We start from the raw sequence: 16,396 nt of genomic DNA on the forward strand, positions 1-16,396 counted from the left end.
ATGGATAGAATAACTAACGACTTACTTGCTAACGGATCTATTATGCAATCACAGGTAGATAGACTGCTATCAAAAGGGCTTAGTTCAGATCTGATCTTAAGAGATATTACTCTATCTGGCTTTATGACTATGGATAGACTTATCCGCTTTATAGTTGAGAGAATCAGAAATGGTGTTTATGAACTCTCCATCATAGACAATTATGACTATATAAGTGAAAAAAGAGTTTTACAAAAGCTATCTAGCGAGTTGGAATTGTCATTTTTAGACTTAGACTCTATAGATATGGACTACAGACTTACAAACAATGTTCCGTTAGCTCAACTCAAAAAGCATACAGCACTTCCAGTCTCTCAAGATGATATGTATGTAACCATAGCCTTTTATGATCCACTAAACATAGAAGCCCAAGAAGCTCTTCAAAGAGTCTTTCCGAGAAAAGTTATAAAAATAGCAACAGCTACAAAAAAACAGATTCAATCTTATCTCTTTAAAGTAGAGCTAAAAGATAGTGTAAAAGGTTTAGTAAAAAAAATAAGAGATGAGTTAAACTCAATAAGCTCTATAGAAGAACAACAAGAAGCTTCTTCTATTCTACTACTTATAGATGTTATATTAAAAGCATGTATTAGAAGTAGAGCAAGTGATGTTCATATAGAACCAACCCAGATGAACTGTGTAGTTCGTGGTCGTATAGATGGGAAACTAGCAGAGATTTTTATCTTTGAAAAAGATATTTACCCTCCACTAGCTTCAAGACTAAAACTACTAGCAAACCTAGATATTGCTGAGAGAAGAAAACCCCAGGATGGTCGTTTTTCAAGCACAGTTGGAGATAGAGAGTATGATTTTCGTATATCATCACTCCCAATTTTATATGGTGAGTCTATAGTTATGCGTGTTCTTGATAAAGAAAAAGCCCTTGTAAGGTTAGAAGATGCTGGTATGGATGCACTAAGCTATAGCAAACTTCTAAAAGGTCTTAAAGTACCATTTGGTATCATACTTGTAACTGGTCCAACAGGAAGTGGTAAAACAACAACACTCTATGGCGCTTTAAATGAACTTAGAAATGTAGAAGACAAGGTTATTACGGTTGAAGATCCAGTAGAGTATAGGATGAATCTTATCCAGCAAGTTCAAGTAAATCCTAAGATAGGCTTGACCTTTGCAACTGCACTTAGATCTATTCTTAGACAAGATCCAGATAAGATTATGATAGGTGAAATCCGTGATCAAGAGACTCTCGAGATTGCTATTAAAGCTGCACTTACAGGCCACTTGGTTATCTCTACGCTCCATACAAATGATGCTATAAGTGCAATACCTCGTATGGTTGATATGGGAATAGAGAACTATCTTATAAGTGGTGCCTTGGTTGCTATCCAAGCACAAAGACTTGTTAGAAAAATTTGTACTAAGTGTAAGATAATTGAAAAAGTTCCAGCATCCATCATAGAAAGCCTAGGTGAACTTCTACCAGAGAGTTATATTTTTTACAAAGGCGAAGGATGTAAAGAGTGTAATGATACTGGATATATGGGAAGAGAGATGATTTGTGAAGTTTTAAATATTACAGATAATCTATCCTCTCTAATAGCAAAAGGCGCATCTAAAGATGCTCTTTTACAACAAGCAATAGATGAAGGGTTTATAGGCATCTTTGAAAATGGAGTTCAAAAAGCACTAGATGGAGTCACTAGCATTGAAGAGGTACTTAGGGTGGCAAAAGGATGAAATATTTTGTAGCAACCATCTTAACTAAAGGTAAAAGATTAGAGGTGCCACTCTATGCTAAAGATAGAAAAGAAGCTAATGATCTTGCAAAGTTAAAATATTCTGGAATAATTATAAAAGTTGTTGAAGAAACAGAACCACTAGAAGAACAGTTTAAAAGATTTAAAGCAAATTTTACTCAAAATATAAAAAAAAGAAAAATAAAACCAGATGCACTTATAGCTGCTATTAGACAATTGGCTGTTATGACAAATGCTGGTATCTCGATACATGATTCACTTAGCGAGATAGCTTCTTCAAGCGATGACAAAGCCTTAAAACATGTCTTTAGCAAACTAGCAGATGATATAAACTCTGGTCACTCATTTTCATCATCTATGGAGAATTTTCGTTTTGAACTTGGAGATTTAACTATAGCCATGGTTCAACTCGGAGAAAAAACGGGTGACCTTGATGAGGCATTATATGCACTTGCAGATATGCTTGAAGAGATTCGTGCAAATTTTATAAAGTTTAAAAAAGCGATGGCATATCCACGAAATGTAATGATAGCTATGGCCATAGCTTTTACAATATTAATCTCTTATGTTGTTCCAAAATTTAAAGATATGTTTGAGAAACTAAATGTTGAACTGCCTTTACCAACTCAAATACTATTAAAACTAGAATACCTCTTTAATAATTATGGACTATATATTATAGCTGGTTTATTTTTAGCTTTTGTGCTTTTTAAATATCTTATATCAAACTACAGAAATATAAGACTTGCCTGGCACAAAATACTTCTTAGAACATATCTTATAAAAAATATTATAAAATTTTCTACTCTTAGTAGATTTACTCTAGTCTTTTCAGAACTTGTTCGAGCTGGTATTCCAATAGCAGAAGCTCTAGAGACTTCTATATCTATGATAGACAACTTACCACTTAAGATAAAACTATCCTCCGTAAGATTGACTGTTGAAAAAGGTGGCACCCTAAAGAGTGGGCTAGATGAGACTAAACTATTTGAAAACATGATTATACAGATGGTAAGAGCTGGAGAAGATAGTGGTACTCTAGATGCAATGATGCAAAAAGTTGCCCAGTTCTATAAGATGAAATTCGATGCTATTATAGATGGTCTCTCTGATGCAATAGAACCTATTATGCTTGTTATAATAGCTGCTATGGTTATATTACTAGCTCTTGGCATTTTTTTACCTATTTGGGGATTGGGTTCTGCTATTGGTGGTTAAAATAAAGCTTGTCTGCTTTTAATGGGAGGCTTTTAAAATCACACCTAATCCCTTTTCACAACCACAAAACTCTCAGGATTTATAGACTTGTACTTTGGCATACTTTGACCAATGTTTGAGTTTATATATGTGGGATCAGCCACTATAAATTTTTTCTTATTGACTTCTATACTATCTCCACTCATGGGAACATACAGAGCAGTAGCCATATGATCTTTATACTTCACACCTAAAACACTAATGCCAAAAAGCTCTTTTATAAGGTATGAAAAGAGTGTAGCCCTATCTTCACAATCAGATTTATCATAGTATAGAGTCTCTGTTGCAAACATAACCTTCTCTCTTGCAAATTGTTCCTGGTCTGTCTCATATATAAAAGATTTTTGTACAAAATGAAGTACAAAATTTATAGCATCACTAGCACTCATACCATCCACATACTTTTTCATATCTTTTGCGATGGAGGAGTAAGTTCTCTCATCCATAGGAGCATTAAAAAAAGTCTCATAGTCAGCTTGTGGATATGTAGCCATAAAGTCTAAAAGATTTTGGTTGTACTCATAAAAAAGGGTGTACTCTCTAGAGTAGTTTTCAAAATGCAGAGTTTTAGACTTTAAAAGCTCGTCAAACTTTGGTAGACTCTTTAGTGCTAAATCAAGAGGCTTTGTAGCTTCTGGGTAGTCTTGCTTGTAAGAGTATAGTCTTCCAGCACTGCCTTTGGCATAGTTTGAGATCACATAGTACTTTTTGTTATCAAAAATATAGTTTGGAGTATCATATATAATTTTTTCAGAGTAGTGCATCAAAACAACATGATTGTTAGCTAACCCAACTTTGACTGCATATCCAAGTTTGTTAAAAAGAAACCAACTAAGCATATTCGCATCATCTTGATTTTGATGAACTTGCTTTGAAATCTCAAGTACAAGCAAGTAAAGACCCCAATCATTTAGATTCATCACACTCGATTCTCGTTTTATCTCTCTTATAAGGGTATCATAATCACTCGATGCACAACTATTAAAAAAACTTAGTATCCCATCTTTGTTTTGCGGATAAAATCTAGCGCTCTTCATACCTTTTGCAATATCAAAAGAGACTGCAGTTCCAAAAAATTCAAAGTTTATATCTTTTTTAACTGTCTCCTTTGCAACTATCTGAGGTTTTTTCTCTTTTTTTTCATCTTTTTTATAGGTTGTCAAATCCTTTGGAGATTTTATCTCTATGCTAACTTTTGGACCAACACTCTTAGGCTTTACTAGTTGTGCATCTGGAAGTACTTTAGATTTTGGTTTTTCATAAAGAGGCGTGCCTTTGTAGGCATTGTAGGCTTCCCATTGTGATTTTAAGTGTTTGTTAAAAGCATTGTCCCTCTCATCTTTATACTTTGAAAATGATTGGGCTTGAAATCTTTTAAAATCTTCAAAATTTCCTGCTCCTAAAAGAGGAAGAGTTAATAAAAAAGACGCTACTAATAAGCTAAAATGGCCAAGCGGCTTGAATGATTTTGGTTCCCCATCCTTGTTTTGTTGCACGGTCTACGTCTCCTTGAGTCTGGTAAAGAATCTTAGCTTCACTCATTTGAGCTGAGTCTATTTTATTGTATTGGTCTATATCATATGGGCGGATAACACCACTTATCTGTATAATTTGCTTTTGATCATCAACTAAAATCTCTCTTTTACCAGAGATAAAATAGTTCCCATTTTGCATAACCTTAACTATCCTAGCTGAGACTGTAGTTGTAAAAGAGGCATCTTTTGTTGCACTTCCACTTCCTGTAAAGTTACTACCTGATGTTCCAGTAAAACCTATATTTGTAAATCCATTTATTTTATCTGTCACAGAATTAACAACTCCATTTGCACCATCCGCTACAAATGTTCCACCACCTAAATTTGAGTTATCTTCTTTACTTAGATCTCTAGCCCCACTTGATGAACTCTTTGCATTTTCAGATATTACAACTCTTACTATGTCGTTGACATGCATAGCTTTATGATCTGAAAAGAGAGGATTGTCTCCTTGACCAAATATGCTTCCTGTTGAGACATAGTCTTGCTTATCCTCTTTTGCTGGCATCTGCTCTACGTATGCGGGTGGTGTAAAATCTATCTCTGGTTCTGTAAGATTTGCAGTACAGCCAGTAAAAAAAGTTATCGCATAAAGCGGTGTTAAGAATATTAAAATTTGTTTTATCATTGTAATCTCATTTTTGTAGCTGATTTTGCTATAATACTAGCAAAAATAGTTCCAAAGGATATGTATGAGCTTAAGAGAGAAAATAAACCAAGATTTAAAAGAGGCTATGAAAGCAAAGGATACAAAAAAGAGAGATGCATTGCGTCTATTGATGAGTGCGTTTAAACAGATAGAAGTCGATGAAAGAAAAGAGTTAAGTGATGATGATGTTATTAAAATTATCCAATCACAAATAAAAAGAAGGAATGATTCAGCTACCCAGTATAAAGATGCAAACAGAGAAGATTTGATGCAGATAGAGCTTGATGAGATAAAATACTACACAACCTACTTACCAGCACAACTAAGTAATGAGGAGCTAACAAAAGCACTCAAAGATATCATCACTCAAACTGGTGCATCAACGATAAAAGATATGGGTAAAGTTATGGGAGCAGCTTCAAAAGAGCTAAGTGGCAGAGCTGATGGAAAAAGAATAAATGAGTGTGTAAAGAGTTTATTAGGTTAGTTCGCTAAACCTTGTTACACCTCTTCCTTGGTGTAACAAATTATTGCACTTTTTTAACCAAATTTGAGTTTTTTTAGAGCGGCTTCCTCATCATCTTGACGCATTAAAGACTCGCCTACAAGAAAAGCATCAACTCCAGCTTTACTTAAATCCTCTAGCTGTCCATGCTCATAGATACCACTCTCTGCCACAATTATTTTGCCATTTGGAATCATAGGTATTAGCTCATAAGAGAGATTCATATTCATATCAAAAGTTTGTAAATTTCTATGGTTTATACCGATAATATCACTACCTGCGTATATAGCCTTTACCAAGTCAGTTTTATCATGAACTTCAACTAAAGCTTCCATCCCTAAGTGTCTTGTATATCCTAAAAGCTCTTTTAATTCGCCCTTACTAAGAGCTGCGGCAATAAGTAGTATAAAGTCAGCTCCATGAACCATGGCTTCTAAGATTTGGTACTTTGAGACTATAAAATCCTTTCTTAAAAGTGGAATGCCAACATATCTTCTAATGCCACCTAGATAATCAAGTGAACCTTGAAAAAAATGAGGCTCTGTCAGTACCGAGATAGCACTAGCTCCACCTCGCTCATAAGCTTGGGCTATGGCAAGTGGATCAAAGTCCTCTCGTATAACACCCTTAGATGGAGAAGCCTTTTTAACTTCTGAGATTATTCTATATGGGTCTTGTTCTGTGGCTTTTAAGTATGGATATACATCTCGTGGAGCTCTTGCATTAAAAGCAAGTGAGCGACCTAACCAATCAAGAGAGAACTCTTTTTCTCTCTTTACTAAGTCCTCTTTTGTCTTTTTTATAATATCATCTAAAATCATCTCTTATTTTTTTCCTTTTCTTGGTTTTCTAGACATTTTTTTATAGCTTTTAAGTGTTTAACAACTTCCTCGTCATCTCCACCCTCTAATTTTACGACTTTTGAGATGATTTTATAAGCTCTTTTACAATCTCCTAGTTTATAGTATCCCCATGCTAAAGAGTCAAGATAATAAGCTGAATCAGGCTCTATGCTTAAAGCCTCTCTTATATAAGAGATTCCCTCTTTTATGTTGATGGAGTGGTCTATCAAGAGATATCCTAGATAGTTTAAATATAGCGGTTTTTTATCTCCTGCTATAGCTTTTTTTAGTTTCTTTATAACCGAGGCTTGCATCTTTTTATCATTCTTATCTTTATGGCTCTCATATTCAAAGATTGCACTTTGTGCTAAGTAATTTAAATCACCTCTGTCTTCATAAAGTTTTTTTGCTAAAATCGCTGCTTTAGAGTAGTTTTTAGAGTTTATATAGACTTGCAAAAGCAAATCATCATCAACTCCGCTATCTTGCAAAAAACTCATAAGTTTTATAAAGTCTTTTTTATAAGCATAAATTTGGACTATTTTTTTTGCTATTTCATCATTTTTTTCTAGTTCATAATATCTAAGATATACAGATAAAAGCCCATCAACATTGTTTTCATTTGAGTAAAAACCTATAAGTCTTGTACAAATTATCTTAGAACATCCATGCATTCTTGCATGAGTTTCAAGTTGAGCTATTGCATCTTTGTTTCTTTGTAGATTTACATATAAGATAATAGACATCTTATCAAGGATTTTTTCATTATAGTTTTTTGTGTATGCACTCTCTAAGTACTTTAATGCTGTGTCAAACTTTTTTTGTTTTACATATATCTCGCTAACTAGGATATAGTCATCTACCTCTTTTGATTTTTCTACTAATGCTAGTGCTAACACTCTAGCCTCTTGTAGTTTTTCATCCCCTATAAGAGCTATGATTTTTATCCTAACGAGTTTTAAATCTTCTAATTCTTCATCCATTTGAGCATCTACTCTTTTTACAGCTCTCTCATATTTTTGTGCAAAGAGATCATTTTGAAGCGACTCATAGAGATACTCTTTTTTATTTGATTTTTCATATAGGGTGTTAAATATACTTGAAGCTTTATCGTATTGTTTTAATTCTGCGGCTCTTAGGGCAAAGAGTATAAGAGTATCTTCTTGCTCAAAAACTTTTTCATTAGGTTTAACTTGTACATCTTCATACTTTGCTACACATCCACTAAATAGCAGTAATAAAAATATAGATAAAATTATTTTAATCATCATCACTTCCTAATATTACTCCAGGACATTCAAGTTGGAGTTCATCTATTCTTGTCTTAAAATAGTCCCAAAATGGAAAAGTTCTGCACTGGATTGGACGAGCCTCATATACTCTACATCCATTTGTTGTAGCATCATAAAAGATACACTCATAAGAATCACCTACTTTCCGCTCTTTTATAGAGTATTTAAAACCTTCTCTGTAGAGATATTTTTTTACAAAATCTTTAGTGTTTATATTTAAAAAATTGCTAATATCTTCAATCTCACTCTTATTTACATAGATATATCCACTCTCACCAGTGCAACATCTACCACCACAACTAGCACAAGCTGATGAATCAAAAGTATAAGAAAAACCCTCTTTTTTCATTAAATATGACATTTTATACTCTGCGAGGATGCTCTTTTATATATCTCTTTTACCTCTTGTGTGAACTCATCTCTTTCAAAGCTTAGAAGTGGTTTTTGGATATTCATAAGCGATGAAGAGCCATTTCTAACATGTATCATTACTAAAGAAGCTCCCTTATTTATTTTTGGATGAACAAAACGAACATTAACTGCTCTTAGTTTAAAACGCTCAAGTTCAGCACAAATAAGCCCAAACTGAGAGGCATCATAACAAAAAATGAAATGAGACCTAGGTTTTAAAAGTTGTGAGACCTTTTTAAAAAAAGGTCTCAATGGTAAGTTGATATTATACCTTGCATTAAATAACATCTCATTTTTACTCACTGAGATATTATCACTATAAAATGGAGGATTTGAGATAATGTAGTCAAACTTTTTGTCATCCTCAAAATCTAAAAAATCTTTTTTATGAATCTTATAAGCGATTTTATTTACTCTTGCATTGATGCTAGCATACTCTGCAAAAGCATCTTGCTTCTCTATAGCTTCAAGCACAACTTTAGGGTTATCTCTTGCAACTAAAAGCCCGATAACACCACAACCAGCACCAACATCTAAGACTCTGCCTTTTGGATTAAATGAGTTAATAAAATCATATAAAAATATAGAATCGCTATTGTAGCAGTAGCCAACTTGAGGTTGGTAAAGTAACATCTACACCCTTTTTTTGTATAATTGTGAAATTATACCCAATAATAAAAAGCGAGAGAGTTATTCGCATCACTTAAGGAAAAATAATGATTATTATACCCGCACGATTAGCATCTACTAGATTTTCTCAAAAAGTTTTAGCTGATATAGGTGGTTTGCCTATGATTGTAAGAACTGCAAAGAGAGTTGAGCATCTTGATCGTGTTGTAGTTGCTGCAGATGATGAGTCCATCATAAAAGTTTGCAAAAAGCACAACATTGAAGCAAGGCTCACTTCAACTACACACAAAAGTGGAACAGATCGCATCAATGAGTGTGCTAATATCTTAAATCTAAGTGATGATGAGATTATCATAAATGTTCAAGCTGATGAGCCGTTTATAGAGCCAGAAGTTGTAGAGTCACTTATGGCAAAACTCAAAGAGTTACAAAAAAAAGATGAAGATTTTATCATGGGGAGTTGTTTTAATGCCATAAATGCAGAATCTGCAAAAGATCCAAACTTAGTAAAAGTTGTGTTAGATGAGAAAAACAATGCCATCTACTTCTCAAGATCGCTTATTCCATATAACCGAAGTGGTAGAGCTACATATTTTGGGCATATTGGCATCTATGGATTTAGCAAAAAAAGCCTAAAAGAGTTTTGTAACTTAAGTGACGCTCCTATAGAAGATATAGAAGGCTTAGAACAACTTCGCGCCATCTACCATCAAAAAAAGATAACAATGCTTAAAGTTTCAAGTACAGGTTTTGGAATAGATACCCCAGAGGATCTGGCAAGAGCTATAGAGATATTTCTCTAGGCTTTTTTAATAATTCTTTTGTTGTTTGATTGTTTTGTGAGTAAGTTTAGAAATTTAAACCTCCTAAAAAAGAGGTTTAAAAGGAGTTTGATTAGATATTGTCTCTGATACCTAAATCTTCTACTAGTTTCATATAAGCATCTTTATTTTTCTTTTTAAAATACTTCATTAAACGACGACGCTGACCAACTAACTTTAGTAGCCCTAATCTTGATGCATGATCTTTTTTAAACTGTTTTAAATGCTCTGTTAATTCACTTATTCTTGCTGTTAAAAGTGCGATTTGAACTTCGCTTGAACCTGTATCACTCTCTGAGCGACCGAATTTTGTTACAATTTCTTGTTTTTTAGCCGAATCTAAAGCCATAATAGCCTCCTGATGGGTATAATAGTCTAACATTTACACTAAAGTAGTGCAAAGTTGAAGCGAGATTATAGCTTATCTACATTAAAGTAGGTTTAGGTTCACTAAAATAATAACCCTGAGAGTTCTCAATCCCCAACTCTTTTACCTTTTTAAAGACCTTCTCATTCTCAACATACTCAGCTATAATTTCTATATTCATTCTCTTAGCAAAATCAATTATAACTTTTGTGATGATTTCTGAATTTTTGTTATGAACTATCTCTTTTATGATAGTTCCATCTATCTTGATAAAGTCAGCTTCAAGACGCATAAGATACTCAAAGTTAGAGTAACCAGTTCCAAAATCATCAATAGCTATCCTACAACCAAGTAGCTTTACATTTTTTATAAATTTCTGTATCTCATAAAAATTTTCTATACTCTCAGACTCAACTATCTCAAAGATAACTCTATCTGAGATGTTGTAAATAGCGAGCATCTCTAGGATATACTCACTAATCTCTTTATCTAAGATATCATCTATACTCAGGTTTATAGAAAAGTCAAAATCATTCTCTCTAAAGTTTTCAAAACTCTTTTGAACAACTATTTTCGTTAGTTGTTTGTATAACTTAGCTTTTTTTGCTATTTCTAAGAAAAAGTATGGAGTGATGACATTTCCGTGTTCATCTACAAGCCTTATGAGTGATTCATATTTATTTGTTTTTAGAGTATTATTATCTACAATAGACTGGAAATAGAGAATTATTCTATCATTTTTAATAGCATCTTTTATCCTCTTAGTCCAGAGCATATTATTTTCATACTCATCATCCAAACTCATACTTTTATCATAAACAATAAGATCTTTTGCCTCTCTTCTTGCGATCTTTAGAGCCATATCTGCTGTAACATGAAGATTGTCTTTTTCTTCAAAAGATATACTCAGAGTTGCACTAAGTTCTATTGTCTCACCTTGGACTTCATATATGTGTGAGTCTATAAACTTAACAATATCTTGAGCCTTTTGTACAACTGAGTGAGCTTTCATATCTCTTGCTAGTATTGCAAATTCATCTCCGCTAACTCTATAAATTTTCAGATTTTGATTTGCTTCACATAACTCTCGTAATTTTTTTGCAAACTCTACCAAAACTTCATCTCCAAGCTCATGCCCATAAAAGTCATTTATCTGAGAAAAACTATCTATATTTGCCAAGATCAAAGATAGGTTTTTAGCCTTTGCACTCTCTTCTTTTAGTGCATTTCTATTTCCTAGTTTTGTAAGTGGGTCTGTGTTAGCTAGGAGTTTAAGCTCATTCTTTTGCTCCACTAACTCTGTAACATCGTGTCTTATTGAGATGTACTCTTTTATCTTTCCTTTTGCATCTGTGATTGGTGCTATAGTTGCATCAACCCAGTAAAAAGAACCATCTTTTTTTATATTTTTAAGCCTACCACTCCAGGTTCCTTTTCTGATTGTAGCTCGCCACAATCTTTTTTGTATAGCCTCTGAGAGCGTTTTATCTCTTAAAACATTGTGGTTTTGACCTATAATTTCTTTAGGGGTATATCCACTAATCTCGCAAAAATTTTCATTTATATAGCTTATATTTCCATCTAAGTCAGTTTTTGAGACTATCAAATTGCTATCTATCGCATCTTTATAACTCTCCAAAAATGAGAGTGAATTCTTAAGCTCTTTAGTCCTATCTTCTAACTCTTCTTCTAGCTCTCTTTGTAAGTTTGAGAAGTACTTTATAAAATAAAAAGCTATAATAGAGATAACTATAATGAGAAGCAGATCATAAAGGAGTGAACCAAAAAATTGTTTGTTTATGATTTTTTCAACATGTTTTGTAGGTACTTTTACACTTAAGATCCCTCTTATTTCGCCTAGTTTATGATTATAAGCTTTATCATATATCTCTGATATAAATTTTGGAGCTTTTGATTTTTCTCCATGACAACTTAGGCATTTTTGCTCAATTTTTAAAGGCGTTGCATATTGATAAAATTCATCCTCACGCTCAAAATATTCATCTTCATTAGGATTATTTCTAAAATATTCTATAGCTCTTAGTTCATACTCATCTGCTTGATTTTTAGGGTTCCTTGCTTTATCACTAACTGTTTGCATCTCTATATGAAGTTTATTGTTTTGTGAAAAATTTTTTGAAATTTCCACTGCCGAATAAGCAGGCAATCCTAGGAGCGTTTTTTCATCTAAATGTATGATATCTCTGAGGTACAAATCTTGATAATAATCTCTATGAGTTAGATATAGTGAGTCAACAAGCTTTGCCTGTTGTGAGATAAACTCTTCAACACTAGCTTTATTCTCAAAATAGTTTACAGTTACTCTAGCAAGTGCTATAACTAAAAAAATAATAGGTATGATTATTATTAGTTTTTTTGATATTATTTTAAATGACATAAGGACATTATACTGACTTTTAAATTTATCAAACTTAAATTATATTCAATTTTTTTAGATATAATCTCTTTAAATTTATCTCAATTCATAAAGCAAACTAAATGTTAATAACTCGTGCAAGCGAATACGCAATACTCTCTCTAATAGTTTTAACAAAAGCTACCTCCCCCATGGATAGTGAGACTCTCTCTAAGCAACTATCCATTCCTAAAAGTTTTTTGGCAAAAATTCTACAAGCCTTAGCTAAAAAAGGTATTTTAAAATCCTACAAAGGTGTAAATGGTGGATTTATGCTAAACAAAGATGCCAAAGACATAAATATGCTAGAGATAATGAGTGCGGTTGAAGGAAAAGCTCCAACTGTTTTTGATTGCTCACCATCTATACAAGATTGCCCGAGCGACAAAGCACAGCTTTGTTCTATTTGGCCTTTTTTAAACAAATTACAAGGCAAGATTGACACTTTTTTAGCTGACCTATCTCTTGATGATATTTTAGAGTAGCATCTTGGCAAGAAAACTTACCACAAGAGAGCAGATTGGAACTACACTAAATTTTCTAATCGGTCAAAGAGATTTAAGCGTAGTTGTTTTTGTAATGGCTATTTTAGCCATCATTATAGTCCCTCTTCCATCAGGTTTGTTAGACGTGCTTCTTACAATCTCAATGGCTTTAGCTGTTTTGATTTTACTTATATCTTTATATGTCCCAAAACCAACGGATTTGACAACATTTCCAACACTTATCCTCATCCTAACTCTCTTTAGACTCTCTTTAAATATTGCTACAACTAGGATGATTTTAAGCCATGGAGGTGAAGGACCTGAGGCTGTTAGTAGTATCATAACGAGCTTTGGAGACTTTGTTGTTGGTGGAAATTTTGTCATCGGTATCATAGTCTTCTCTATCCTAGTCCTTATTAACTTTATGGTAATTACAAAAGGTTCTACCAGAGTTGCAGAGGTTGCAGCTCGTTTTACACTTGACTCGATGCCCGGTAAACAGATGGCAGTTGATGCTGACCTAAATGCTGGGCTTATTGATGATGCAGAAGCTAAACAGCGTCGTGCAGAAATTCTCCAAGATGCAAATTTTTATGGGGCAATGGATGGTTCTTCTAAGTTTGTAAAAGGAGATGCAGTTGCAGGTATCGTCATCACTCTTATAAACATCATCGGCGGATTTCTAATAGGCGTTTTTCAACATGATATGAGTGTTTCAGACAGTGCTTCAACATTTACACTTCTTACTATTGGAGATGGTTTGGTTGGTCAGATTCCAGCTCTTATAATCTCAACTGCAACAGGTATAATGATAACTCGGTCTTCTGGAGAGGGAGATAATTTTGCAGAGGGCACTATCAATCAGATGATAGGAAACTCAAAAATTCTTATGATAGTTGGATTTATCATGATTCTTTTTGCACTAGTTCCAGGTCTTCCTACTGCTTCTATGGGGTTTGTAGGTATTTTATTTGCCCTTCTTGGCTGGTCTATCTATAAGTATGAAAAAGGCGAACTAAGCATTCTTGATGTGCAAAAAATTCTCTCACCAAAGGCACAAGAGCAACTAGATAAAAAAGAGAGTGAATCTAAACCTAAAAAAACAAATGAAGAGATAGCAAAAGAAGAAGAAGCAGCGCTCGAAGATATACTTAAAGTAGAGATGCTAGAACTTACCCTAGGTTATCAACTTATAAGATTAGCAGATAGTTCTCAAGGTGGAGATTTGCTAGAGAGAATCCGCTCTATGAGAAGAAAAATAGCAGCTGATTTTGGATTTTTGATGCCACAAGTTCGCATCCGTGATAATCTTCATCTAGATCCAGAAGCCTATCAAATACTACTAAAAGGTATCTCTATAGGCGAAGGTTCTATAAAACCAGATAAGTTTTTAGCGATGGATAGTGGAATGGCAACGGGCGAGATAGATGGAGAAGCTACAAAAGAGCCAGCATTTGGTCTTGATGCACTATGGATAAATCCTGATCAAAAAGAGGAAGCTATCATAAATGGCTACACTGTAGTCGATCCTGCTACTGTTATCTCAACACATATGAGTGAGCTTGTTAAGAAAAATGCACAAGATATGTTAACACGTCAAGAAGTTCAAGCTCTTATAGATAAGATAAAAGTAGACTTCCCTGTTATCGTCGATGATGTTTTAAAAGTAGCATCTATAGGACTTATACAAAGAGTTTTAAAAGCACTCCTGCATGAAAAAATACCTCTAAAAGATATGCTTAGCATCTTAGAGACCATCGCAGACATAGCAGAGTATACAAAAAATGTTGACCTTATAACCGAACAAGTCCGCTCAAAACTCTCTCGCATCATTACTCAAATGTATTCAGGAGATGATGGAGTTATAAGACTACTTACTTTTGATACAAGTTCAGAACAGATGATGCTAGAAAAATCACAAGAACAAGATGGAGTTAGAAACTTGATGCTAAGCGTTGGAGAGATAAATCAACTCATCCAAGCAACTAGTGCAAAAGCGCATGAACTCTTGCAAAAAGGTATCTCGCCTGTAGTTATCATAGTAGATCCACAACTCCGCCGCGCTATAGCAGAGATATTTGAAAGATTCTCTTTAGATGTGGTAACTCTATCTCATGCTGAGATAGATTCTAGTGCTACTTTTGAGGTTATGGGTTCCATATCAATCCAAGTATAGATAAATAGTGTTATAATAAATCCCTAAGGAAAATAATGAATAATAAAACAATCCACCATCTCTCTCATATAGACCTAGACGGTTATAGTTGCCAACTAGTTATGAAGTTTACTCCGTATAAAATCTTTAATTACAACGCAAATTATGGAGCAGAAGTTAGACAAAAACTTGAACTCATTTTAGAAAATATTTCTAAAAATAATGCTCCTGCAATGATACTCATCACCGACCTTAACTTAACATTTGATGAGTCTAGATGGCTTAACAATGAAGTAATTAAGATGAATGATGAAAAAAATGATATCACGCTGGTTTTACTCGACCATCACGGAAGTGGAGAGGATAGTGCTAACAAATATGAGTGGTACTATCTTGATACATCAAGATGTGCAACAAAGATAACATATGACTACGCACAAGAAAATTTTGAATTTGATGAGCCTAAGTGGATGAACAAGTTTGTAAATGCTGTTAATGCTGTTGATTTATGGAAACAAGAAGAAGTTGAAGCGTTTGAATATGGTAAAGTTTGTATGCGTCTTGTAACTGAGAGTAGAGAGTTAAACAGAGTCATGTTTGCTGATGATGATAACAACTATAAACTCTCACTACTACTAGCATCTACCAAATACTTAGATGAACCAGATGCTCCAGTACTATTAGATGAGAAAATTCATCAACTAAAAAAAGAATTTTTTATGCGTGATAGTAACAATACACTTGATAACCTAGCTACAAAATATATAGTTGAGCTTTTAGGTAATGCAAGGGATGAAAAAACTATTTATTACAAAGGCTATAGAGGCTATTTAAGTTATGGAGTTGGAAACACTTCCATCATAGGAAACGGTTTTTTACTTGCCTTTCCTGAGTATGATTTTATAGTAGATGTCAGCTATAGAGGTACGATGAGCCTTAGAGCCAATAATAACGTAAGCGTCTCTTTGATATCAAAAGAGTGGGCAAATGGAGGAGGACATCCAAATGCAGCAGGTGGTAGAATCATGGGCTTTAAAGAGCAATATCGCTACGACAGAGTCAAAAAACAGATAGAAAAAATCATAAACGACAAAGAAGCTGTTGCAGGTGAACTGGAGTATAAAAAAGAGGATTTTTAATCTACTTATTATTCTACTCTAAAAAAGTAGATACTTCTTACTTATACTCACTTGTGGGCTTTAATATATACAGATTTAGAATATCTCAGAAGTTAAGAGAGACCGTTTAAAATTTCGTGTCAGCTACATTTAGTA

General features: G+C 33.7%; 15 protein-coding genes. 7 read left to right on the top strand and 8 right to left on the bottom strand.

Translation table 11 applies throughout. The features are described 5' to 3' along the window. Together M947_RS14340 and M947_RS14345 are read left to right on the top strand one after the other, a co-directional pair. Positions 1-1,737 carry a GspE/PulE family protein gene (locus M947_RS14340; RefSeq protein WP_031347818.1) on the top strand — a complete coding sequence of 579 codons (1,737 nt, stop codon included), beginning with the start codon at positions 1-3 and terminating at the stop codon, positions 1,735-1,737. Next, positions 1,734-2,975 (top strand): type II secretion system F family protein, encoded by a 1,242-nt coding sequence (locus M947_RS14345; RefSeq protein ID WP_021286734.1) that lies wholly within the window; start codon positions 1,734-1,736, stop codon positions 2,973-2,975. Before M947_RS14340 ends, M947_RS14345 begins: the two co-directional genes overlap by 4 nt. A gap of 44 nt (positions 2,976-3,019) precedes the next feature. Here the strand turns inward: M947_RS14345 and M947_RS0111835 are convergent, their stop codons facing one another. Together M947_RS0111835 and flgH are read right to left on the bottom strand one after the other, a co-directional pair. Beyond that, positions 3,020-4,510, bottom strand: coding sequence for a hypothetical protein (locus M947_RS0111835; protein WP_021286735.1), 1,491 nt, complete (start codon positions 4,508-4,510; stop codon positions 3,020-3,022). Beyond that, the gene (flgH, locus tag M947_RS14350) at positions 4,455-5,177 is read right to left on the bottom strand and encodes a flagellar basal body L-ring protein FlgH (protein WP_021286736.1); all 723 of its coding nucleotides are present in this window, start codon (positions 5,175-5,177) and stop codon (positions 4,455-4,457) included. The genes M947_RS0111835 and flgH overlap by 56 nt, the downstream gene beginning before the upstream one ends. Positions 5,178-5,241: 64 nt before the next feature. On the opposite strand from flgH, the gene M947_RS14355 reads away from it, so the two are divergent. After that, positions 5,242-5,685 (top strand): GatB/YqeY domain-containing protein, encoded by a 444-nt coding sequence (locus M947_RS14355; protein WP_021286737.1) that lies wholly within the window; start codon positions 5,242-5,244, stop codon positions 5,683-5,685. A 53-nt stretch (positions 5,686-5,738) separates the two neighbouring features. On the opposite strand, the gene trpC is transcribed toward M947_RS14355, so the two are convergent. From trpC to M947_RS14375, 4 genes are read right to left on the bottom strand one after another with little or no spacing between them, the layout of a single operon-like run. After that, entirely contained in the window at positions 5,739-6,524 is a 786-nt protein-coding gene (gene trpC / locus M947_RS14360) for an indole-3-glycerol phosphate synthase TrpC (protein ID WP_021286738.1), read from the bottom strand. Next, complete coding sequence (locus M947_RS14365; protein ID WP_021286739.1) at positions 6,521-7,813, bottom strand: tetratricopeptide repeat protein; 1,293 nt, start codon at positions 7,811-7,813, stop codon at positions 6,521-6,523. The genes trpC and M947_RS14365 overlap by 4 nt, the downstream gene beginning before the upstream one ends. Continuing rightward, positions 7,806-8,198: a YkgJ family cysteine cluster protein gene (locus M947_RS14370; RefSeq protein ID WP_031347820.1), complete on the bottom strand. Its 393-nt coding sequence runs from the start codon at positions 8,196-8,198 to the stop codon at positions 7,806-7,808. Before M947_RS14370 ends, M947_RS14365 begins: the two co-directional genes overlap by 8 nt. Continuing rightward, positions 8,186-8,881, bottom strand: a complete 696-nt coding sequence (locus M947_RS14375) for a tRNA1(Val) (adenine(37)-N6)-methyltransferase (protein ID WP_021286741.1) — start codon at positions 8,879-8,881, stop codon at positions 8,186-8,188. The genes M947_RS14370 and M947_RS14375 overlap by 13 nt, the downstream gene beginning before the upstream one ends. An 83-nt stretch (positions 8,882-8,964) precedes the next feature. On the opposite strand from M947_RS14375, the gene kdsB reads away from it, so the two are divergent. After that, positions 8,965-9,681 (top strand): 3-deoxy-manno-octulosonate cytidylyltransferase, encoded by a 717-nt coding sequence (gene kdsB / locus M947_RS14380; protein ID WP_021286742.1) that lies wholly within the window; start codon positions 8,965-8,967, stop codon positions 9,679-9,681. Positions 9,682-9,772: 91 nt separating this feature from the next. Here the strand turns inward: kdsB and rpsO are convergent, their stop codons facing one another. Together rpsO and M947_RS14390 are read right to left on the bottom strand one after the other, a co-directional pair. Continuing rightward, complete coding sequence (rpsO, locus tag M947_RS14385) at positions 9,773-10,048, bottom strand: 30S ribosomal protein S15 (RefSeq protein WP_021286743.1); 276 nt, start codon at positions 10,046-10,048, stop codon at positions 9,773-9,775. 76 nt (positions 10,049-10,124) lie between these two features. Continuing rightward, positions 10,125-12,464 carry an EAL domain-containing protein gene (locus tag M947_RS14390; protein ID WP_021286744.1) on the bottom strand — a complete coding sequence of 780 codons (2,340 nt, stop codon included), beginning with the start codon at positions 12,462-12,464 and terminating at the stop codon, positions 10,125-10,127. A 101-nt stretch (positions 12,465-12,565) separates the two neighbouring features. Between M947_RS14390 and M947_RS14395 the strand changes: the two genes are divergently transcribed. The 3 genes from M947_RS14395 to M947_RS14405 are packed head-to-tail and all read left to right on the top strand — an operon-like array spanning position 12,566 to position 16,261. Beyond that, positions 12,566-12,967 (top strand): RrF2 family transcriptional regulator, encoded by a 402-nt coding sequence (locus tag M947_RS14395; protein WP_021286745.1) that lies wholly within the window; start codon positions 12,566-12,568, stop codon positions 12,965-12,967. A gap of 4 nt (positions 12,968-12,971) precedes the next feature. Continuing rightward, positions 12,972-15,143 carry a flagellar biosynthesis protein FlhA gene (gene flhA, locus M947_RS14400; RefSeq protein ID WP_021286746.1) on the top strand — a complete coding sequence of 724 codons (2,172 nt, stop codon included), beginning with the start codon at positions 12,972-12,974 and terminating at the stop codon, positions 15,141-15,143. A gap of 35 nt (positions 15,144-15,178) precedes the next feature. Beyond that, positions 15,179-16,261: a DHH family phosphoesterase gene (locus tag M947_RS14405; RefSeq protein ID WP_021286747.1), complete on the top strand. Its 1,083-nt coding sequence runs from the start codon at positions 15,179-15,181 to the stop codon at positions 16,259-16,261. The last annotated feature ends 135 nt before the right edge of the window (positions 16,262-16,396 follow it).

Origin of the sequence: Sulfurimonas hongkongensis, assembly GCF_000445475.1 — a bacterium.
Taxonomy (GTDB): domain Bacteria; phylum Campylobacterota; class Campylobacteria; order Campylobacterales; family Sulfurimonadaceae; genus Sulfurimonas; species Sulfurimonas hongkongensis.

What these genes read in the sequence shown, in the direction of transcription:
- M947_RS14370 (WP_031347820.1), bottom strand. Translation starts at nt 8,198, where the DNA reads ATGTCATATTTAATGAAAAAAGAGGGTTTTTCTTATACTTTTGATTCA.
- M947_RS14405 (WP_021286747.1), top strand. Translation starts at nt 15,179, where the DNA reads ATGAATAATAAAACAATCCACCATCTCTCTCATATAGACCTAGACGGT.
- trpC (WP_021286738.1), bottom strand. Translation starts at nt 6,524, where the DNA reads ATGATTTTAGATGATATTATAAAAAAGACAAAAGAGGACTTAGTAAAG.
- M947_RS14395 (WP_021286745.1), top strand. Translation starts at nt 12,566, where the DNA reads ATGTTAATAACTCGTGCAAGCGAATACGCAATACTCTCTCTAATAGTT.
- M947_RS14345 (WP_021286734.1), top strand. Translation starts at nt 1,734, where the DNA reads ATGAAATATTTTGTAGCAACCATCTTAACTAAAGGTAAAAGATTAGAG.
- M947_RS14355 (WP_021286737.1), top strand. Translation starts at nt 5,242, where the DNA reads ATGAGCTTAAGAGAGAAAATAAACCAAGATTTAAAAGAGGCTATGAAA.
- M947_RS14340 (WP_031347818.1), top strand. Translation starts at nt 1, where the DNA reads ATGGATAGAATAACTAACGACTTACTTGCTAACGGATCTATTATGCAA.
- flgH (WP_021286736.1), bottom strand. Translation starts at nt 5,177, where the DNA reads ATGATAAAACAAATTTTAATATTCTTAACACCGCTTTATGCGATAACT.
- kdsB (WP_021286742.1), top strand. Translation starts at nt 8,965, where the DNA reads ATGATTATTATACCCGCACGATTAGCATCTACTAGATTTTCTCAAAAA.
- rpsO (WP_021286743.1), bottom strand. Translation starts at nt 10,048, where the DNA reads ATGGCTTTAGATTCGGCTAAAAAACAAGAAATTGTAACAAAATTCGGT.
- M947_RS14390 (WP_021286744.1), bottom strand. Translation starts at nt 12,464, where the DNA reads ATGTCATTTAAAATAATATCAAAAAAACTAATAATAATCATACCTATT.
- M947_RS14375 (WP_021286741.1), bottom strand. Translation starts at nt 8,881, where the DNA reads ATGTTACTTTACCAACCTCAAGTTGGCTACTGCTACAATAGCGATTCT.
- M947_RS14365 (WP_021286739.1), bottom strand. Translation starts at nt 7,813, where the DNA reads ATGATTAAAATAATTTTATCTATATTTTTATTACTGCTATTTAGTGGA.